This window comes from Curtobacterium sp. MCBA15_007 (assembly GCF_001864905.1).
Classification (GTDB): domain Bacteria; phylum Actinomycetota; class Actinomycetes; order Actinomycetales; family Microbacteriaceae; genus Curtobacterium; species Curtobacterium poinsettiae.
The window spans coordinates 6,942-7,350 of sequence record NZ_MJGM01000029.1 but is presented as its reverse complement, the minus strand read 5'-3'; positions in this window follow the sequence as shown (position 1 = coordinate 7,350).

Here is a 409-nt window from a genome sequence, read left to right as displayed (position 1 = left end):
GGTCGGCGAGGGCGTCGACCGCTCCCAGGGCGCTGGGCGCGAGGGAAGCGGCACTGTCCGCGTCGCCGGAGGATCCCGGACGGACCCCGACGACGAGGACGTCGGCGGTGGTGGTCTCGGGGGGTGAACTGGTGGTGGAGAGCGTCGGTCGGACCATGCCCCAACCCTACCGACGGCCTGTTCGCTGTCGGCGTCGTCGTCGCGCACCGGGGACGTCGGGGGCCCCGCCTAGCATGGGGACGGTGAACCACCCTGAGGAGCTCTACACGTTCGACGCGGACGCCCCGACCGTCCCGGCGGGGTTGCACCTGGTCGCCGGGCTGACCGGGTTCGCCGATGCCGGTTCCGCCGTCGCACAGTTGACGAACTCGATCCTCGAGGACCTCGACACCGAGCTCGTCGCCGAGTT